The organism is Streptomyces beigongshangae, from assembly GCF_019710745.1.
Taxonomy (GTDB): Bacteria; Actinomycetota; Actinomycetes; order Streptomycetales; family Streptomycetaceae; genus Streptomyces; species Streptomyces beigongshangae.
This window is the reverse complement of the sequence record NZ_JAHKJW010000132.1, coordinates 1-5,352: the sequence shown is the minus strand read 5'-3', so window position 1 is coordinate 5,352 and position 5,352 is coordinate 1. Positions and strand designations below refer to the sequence as shown.

Annotated in this window: 2 protein-coding genes; both read left to right on the top strand. The window is 71.7% G+C overall.

The annotated features are described in order from the left end of the window. Positions 1-414, top strand: a 414-nt coding sequence (locus tag KM933_RS38245; RefSeq protein ID WP_221362113.1) for a phosphopantetheine-binding protein, incomplete at its 5' end; no start/stop codon positions are given. Then, the coding region (locus KM933_RS38240; protein WP_221362111.1) for a non-ribosomal peptide synthetase at positions 411-5,352 on the top strand (4,942 nt) is incomplete at its 3' end. The genes KM933_RS38245 and KM933_RS38240, both read left to right, overlap by 4 nt.

Genomic DNA, 5,352 nt, shown 5'->3' with positions numbered 1-5,352 from the left:
CCGCAGGCCTACGTGGCGCTGGACGAGATCCCCCTCAACGCCAACGGCAAGACCGACCGCAAGCGGCTCCCGTCGCCCGAGGGCGACGAGCAGGAAGGCTCCGCCGGGAGCATCGCGCCGCGCACCGCCACCGAGGAGCGCATCGCGGACATCTGGACCGAGCTGCTCGGGGTGCGGGTCGGCGTGGAGGACAGCTTCTTCCACTCCGGCGGCAACTCGATCCTGGCCATCCGGCTGATCTCGCGCATCCAGGAGGAGTTCGACATCGACTTCAAGGTGCGCACCGTTTTCGAGGGTCCCACCGTGGCCCGGCTGGCCGTCGCCACCGAGAACGCCATCCGTGCGGAGATCGCCGCACTTTCCCCAGCAGAGCTGACGAGCAGCCAGGAACTGGCCAAGGAGTTCACCGCATGAGTACCGCTGCGATCACACCCGCCGGTTTTGACGCGGAGGAGGCGAGAGAGGAGCTGATACGTCAGCGGCTCGCCGGCCGCCGGAGCGGCCGCCGCACCACCATCCCCCGCGCCGACCGGTCCGCCCCGCTGCGGCTGTCCCACGGCCAGGAGCAGATGTGGTTCCTCAGCCATCTCGACCCGGACAGCACCCAGTACCTCGTCCCGCTGATCGTCCGCCTCACCGGCGAGCTGAACACCGCCGCGCTGGGCGAGGCCTGGCAGCGGCTGACCGACCGGCACGAGATTCTGCGCACCCGGTACGGCCTGGACGGTGACGACCCCGTTCAGCTGATCTCGCCCGCCGAGCGGGTGACCCTGCCGCTGGCCGACCTCACCGGCCTCCCGGCCGCCGAGCGCGAGGACCGGGTCCAGGCGATCATCACCGAGGACCTGTTCGTCCCGGTCGACCTCGCCCGGGACCTCCCGGTGCGCGCCCGCCTGATCCGCGTCGCGGACGACGAGCACGTCCTCGGCATCGTCTTCCACCACATCGCCTGCGACGCCTGGTCCACCGAGGTCATCGGCCAGGAACTGAGCACCCTGTATGCGGCCCTGTCCACCGGCACCGAGCCCGAACTGCCCGCCGTGCCCGTCCAGTACGCCGACTTCGCGGCCTGGCAGCGCACCGAGCTGTCCGGGGCCGCCCTCGAAGCACAGCTCGACTACTGGAAGACGCAGCTGGCGGGCCTCACCCCGATCGAGATGCCGACCGACCGGCCCCGCCGGGCGGTCCGCGACGCGACGGGTGCTTCGGTCGCCTTCGGTGTCCCGGGTTCTCTCGCGGACCGGCTGCGGGAGTTCGCGCAGAGCCACGACGCCACCCCATTCATGGTGGTGCTCGCCGCCTTCCAGAGCCTGCTGGCCCGCTACACCGGCTCCACCGACATCGCGGTCGGCACCGTGGTCTCCGGACGCGGCCGCCCCGAGCTCCAGGGCATGGTCGGCTTCGGCATCAACAGCCTGGTTCTGCGCGGCTCCTGGAGCGACGACCCGTCGTTCCAGGAGCTGCTGACCCGGACCAGGGACACGGTCCTGGGCGCCTTCGACCACCAGAGCACCCCGTTCGTCCAGCTCATCGACGCGATCCAGCCGGAGCGCGATCTGTCGCGCACCCCCCTGTTCGACGTCGCGCTCACCATGCACGGCGAGCGCACCAGTGCGTTCAATCTGCCGGGGCTGCGGGCCGAGCCGTTCCAGGGCGAGGGCAACGCCGCCAAGTACGACCTCGACCTCCAGCTGCGGGAGGCCGCAGACGGCACCCTGCACGGCCATCTGGAGTACGCCGTCGAGCTGTTCGACCGCGAGACGGCCGAGCGGCTGACTGCGCACCTGGTGCGGCTCCTCGACGCGGCCGTCACCGCGCCGCACACGAGCGTCGCCGAGCTGGCCTTCCTCGGGGAGAGCGAGCTCGCCCTGCTCACCGCGGGCGCCGCCGTCTCCGGTGAGGTCACCGGCACCGTGCACCAGGTCTTCGAGGAGCAGGCGCACCGCACCCCGGACGCCGTCGCCGTCCATTTCGACGGCCACGACATGACGTACGCCGAGCTGAACGCACGGGCCAACCGCGTCGCGCACCACCTGCGGGGCACCGGAGTCGGCCCGGAGACGCTCGTGGGCGTATGCCTGGAGCGCGGGCTCGACCTGCTGCCCGCCCTCCTCGGCGTACTGAAGGCGGGAGGCGCCTATCTGCCGCTCGATCCCTCGGTGCCCGCCGACCGGATCGGCTTCATGCTGGCGGACGCCGCCGTCCCGGTCGTGGTGACCGAGAGCGCGCACGAGGAGATGCTGGCCGGCATCCACACCGGCACGCTCCTCGTGCTCGACCGCGACCGCGAGGCGCTCGCCGGGCAGCCGGACAGCAACCCGGTGCCGGCCGCCGACGCCGACAGCCTGATCTACGTCATTTACACCTCCGGTTCCACGGGCCGCCCCAAGGGCGTCTGCCTCACTCACGCCAACGTGCTGCGGCTGTTCACGGTGACGGCGGAGCAGACCCGCTTCCCCGAATCCGACGTGTGGGCGCTCTTCCACTCCTACGCGTTCGACTTCTCCGTCTGGGAGATGTGGGGTGCGCTGCTGCACGGCGGCGCCCTGGTCGTCGTCCCGAAGGATGTCGCCCGCGACCCGGACAAGTTCCTCGACCTGCTGGTCGAGCAGCGGGTGACGGTCCTCAACCAGACGCCTTCGGCGTTCCGTGCGCTCGTCGGTGCGGCCCGCGAGGGCGACCCCCGGATCGACCGGCTCGCCCTGCGCACCGTGGTGTTCGGCGGCGAGAAGCTGGAGGTCGCCGACCTGCGGCCGTGGGCGGACCGGCTGGGCCTCACGGACCCGACGCTCGTCAACATGTACGGGATCACCGAGACGACCGTGCACGTCACCCACCACGAGCTGGGCGCGCGGGACCTCGCGGGCGCCGGCAGTCCCGTGGGTGTCCCGCTCGACGACCTGTCGATCCGGATCCTCGACCAGCACGGCAATCCGGCGCCGATCGGTGTTCCGGGCGAGATCCATGTCGCGGGACGCGGCATCGCCCGCGGCTACCTCGGCCGCCCCGCGCTGACGGCTGAGCGCTTCGTGCCCGACGCGTTCGGGGCGCCCGGTGACCGGCTGTACCGCAGCGGCGACGTGGCCCGCCGGCTCGCCGACGGCAGCCTGGAGTTCCTCGGCCGCAACGACGAACAGGTCAAGATCCGCGGCTTCCGCATCGAGCTGGGCGAGATCAATGTCGCTCTGGTCGCCCAGGACGGTGTGCTGGACGCCGTCGTCCTGGTCCGCGAGACGGCGCCGGGCGACAAGGAGCTGGTCGCCTACGTCGTCCCCTCCGGCGACACTGCACCCGACACCGGCGACCTGCGCACCGCGCTCGCCGTCGACCTGCCCGACTACATGGTCCCGGCCACCTTCGTCGTCCTGGAGCGCCTGCCACTGACGGTCAACGGGAAGCTCGACACCAAGGCGCTGCCGGTCCCCGGCCCGGGCTCCGTGCGCGCCGCGGGCAAGATCTACGCCGCCCCGCGCACCCCGCTGGAGATCCGCGTCGCCGCCATCTGGCGGGACGTGCTCGGCGTCGACCCGATCGGCATCCACGACAGCTTCTTCGACCTCGGCGGCCACTCGCTGCGTGCCATCAACCTCGCGGGGCACCTGCGCGAGGCGGGCCTCGACGTGTCCGTACGGGACATCTTCGAGCGCCGGACCGTGGCCCTGCTCGCCGAGCAGGTCGCCGACCGCCCCCAGGTGAGTGCGGCACGCGGTATGCGGCCGTTCGCGCTGGTCACGGCCGAGGACCGGAAGCTGCTTCCCGGGGGCCTCGACGACGCGTACCCGATGTCGCAGGTGCAGATCGGCATGGTCGTCGAGATGCTCAGCGACACCGGCCGGCACCCGTACCACAACGTCACCTCCTTCCGGGTCCGGGACGAGCGGCTCTTCGATGTCGCCGCGCTGCGGGCCTCGGTCCGTTCCGTGATCGACCGGCACGACGTGCTGCGCACCTCGTTCGACCTGAACTTCTATGCGCTGCCGATGCAGTTGGTGCACAGCAAGGTCGACGTGCCGGTGACCGGGCGCGATCTGCGCGGGCTCACCGACGACGAAGTACAGGCCTCACTGCGCGAGTTCACCCGGCAGGAGCGGGCCGAGCTGATCGGTCTGGACACCCCGCCGCTGCTGCGCCTGATCGGTCACTCCTGCGACGACGGGAGCTGGTGGCTCACGATCACCGAGAACCACGCGATCCTGGACGGCTGGAGCCACCACTCCCTGCTCATGGAGATCGTCGAGGGCTACCACGTGGCCCGCGACGGCCGCGCCATCGAGACGCCCGCCGCCCCCGACGTGCGGTTCGCGGACTTCGTCGCGGCCGAGGTCGCCTCCCGCGAGGCGGGCGACGACCGGAGGTACTGGAGCGGCATCGTCGAGGGCTACCCCGCCTTCGCGCTTCCCGCCGCCTGGTCGGGCGACGGCGAGGCGGGAGCCCCGTACCGCGTCAAGGTGCCCTTCCACGACCTGGAGGACCGGCTGCGGGCGCTTGCCTCGGCGGCGGGCGCGTCACTGAAGAGCGTGCTGCACGCGGCGCACCTGAAGGTGATGAGCTCGGTCACAGGGTACGAGCGGTTCTTCACCGGCCTGGTCTGCAACGCCCGGCCCGAGGCACTCGGCGCCGACGGCGTCTACGGCATGCACCTGAACACGCTGCCCTTCGCCTTCGACGGGGCAACCGGCACCTGGCGCGAGCTGGTGGAGCAGGTCTTCGGCCGCGAGGTCGAGCTGTGGCCGCACCGCGGCTTCCCGATGCCCGACATCCAGCGTGAGGCGGGGAACGGGCAGCGGCTGGTCTCCGTGCGCTTCAGCTATCACGACTTCGACCAGGTCGACCGCGAACAGGTCGACTACCTGGCGAGCATCGACGACAGCCCGACCGAGTTCCCGCTCGGGGTCTCGGCGCGGCTGGGCCACCTCTTCCTGACCGGGGGCCGCAAGCACCTGAGCGAGGTCGCCCTCGACCGGCTCGCGGGCACGCTGCGCCAGGTCCTGGAGGCGATGGCAGCCGACCCGGAGGGCGACGCCCGGGCCTCGTACCTGCCGGCCGCCGAGCGTGAGCGGCTGCTCGCCGAAGGCACCGGCAAGGAGGCCGGCTTCGGTTCCGCCTCCGTGCTCCGGCGCTTCGAGGAGCAGGCCCTGCGCACCCCGGACGCGCCCGCCGTCGGCTTCGCCGGGGTGGCGCTGAGCTACGCGGAGCTGGACGCACGGGCCAACCGCCTCGCGCACCACCTGCGGGCTTCGGGCGTCGGTGCGGGGTCCGTCGTCGGAGTCCTTCTGAACCGTGGACCCGCGCTCCTGGCGAGCCTGCTCGGGGTGTGGAAGGCCGGTGCGGCCTATGTGCCGATCGACCCCT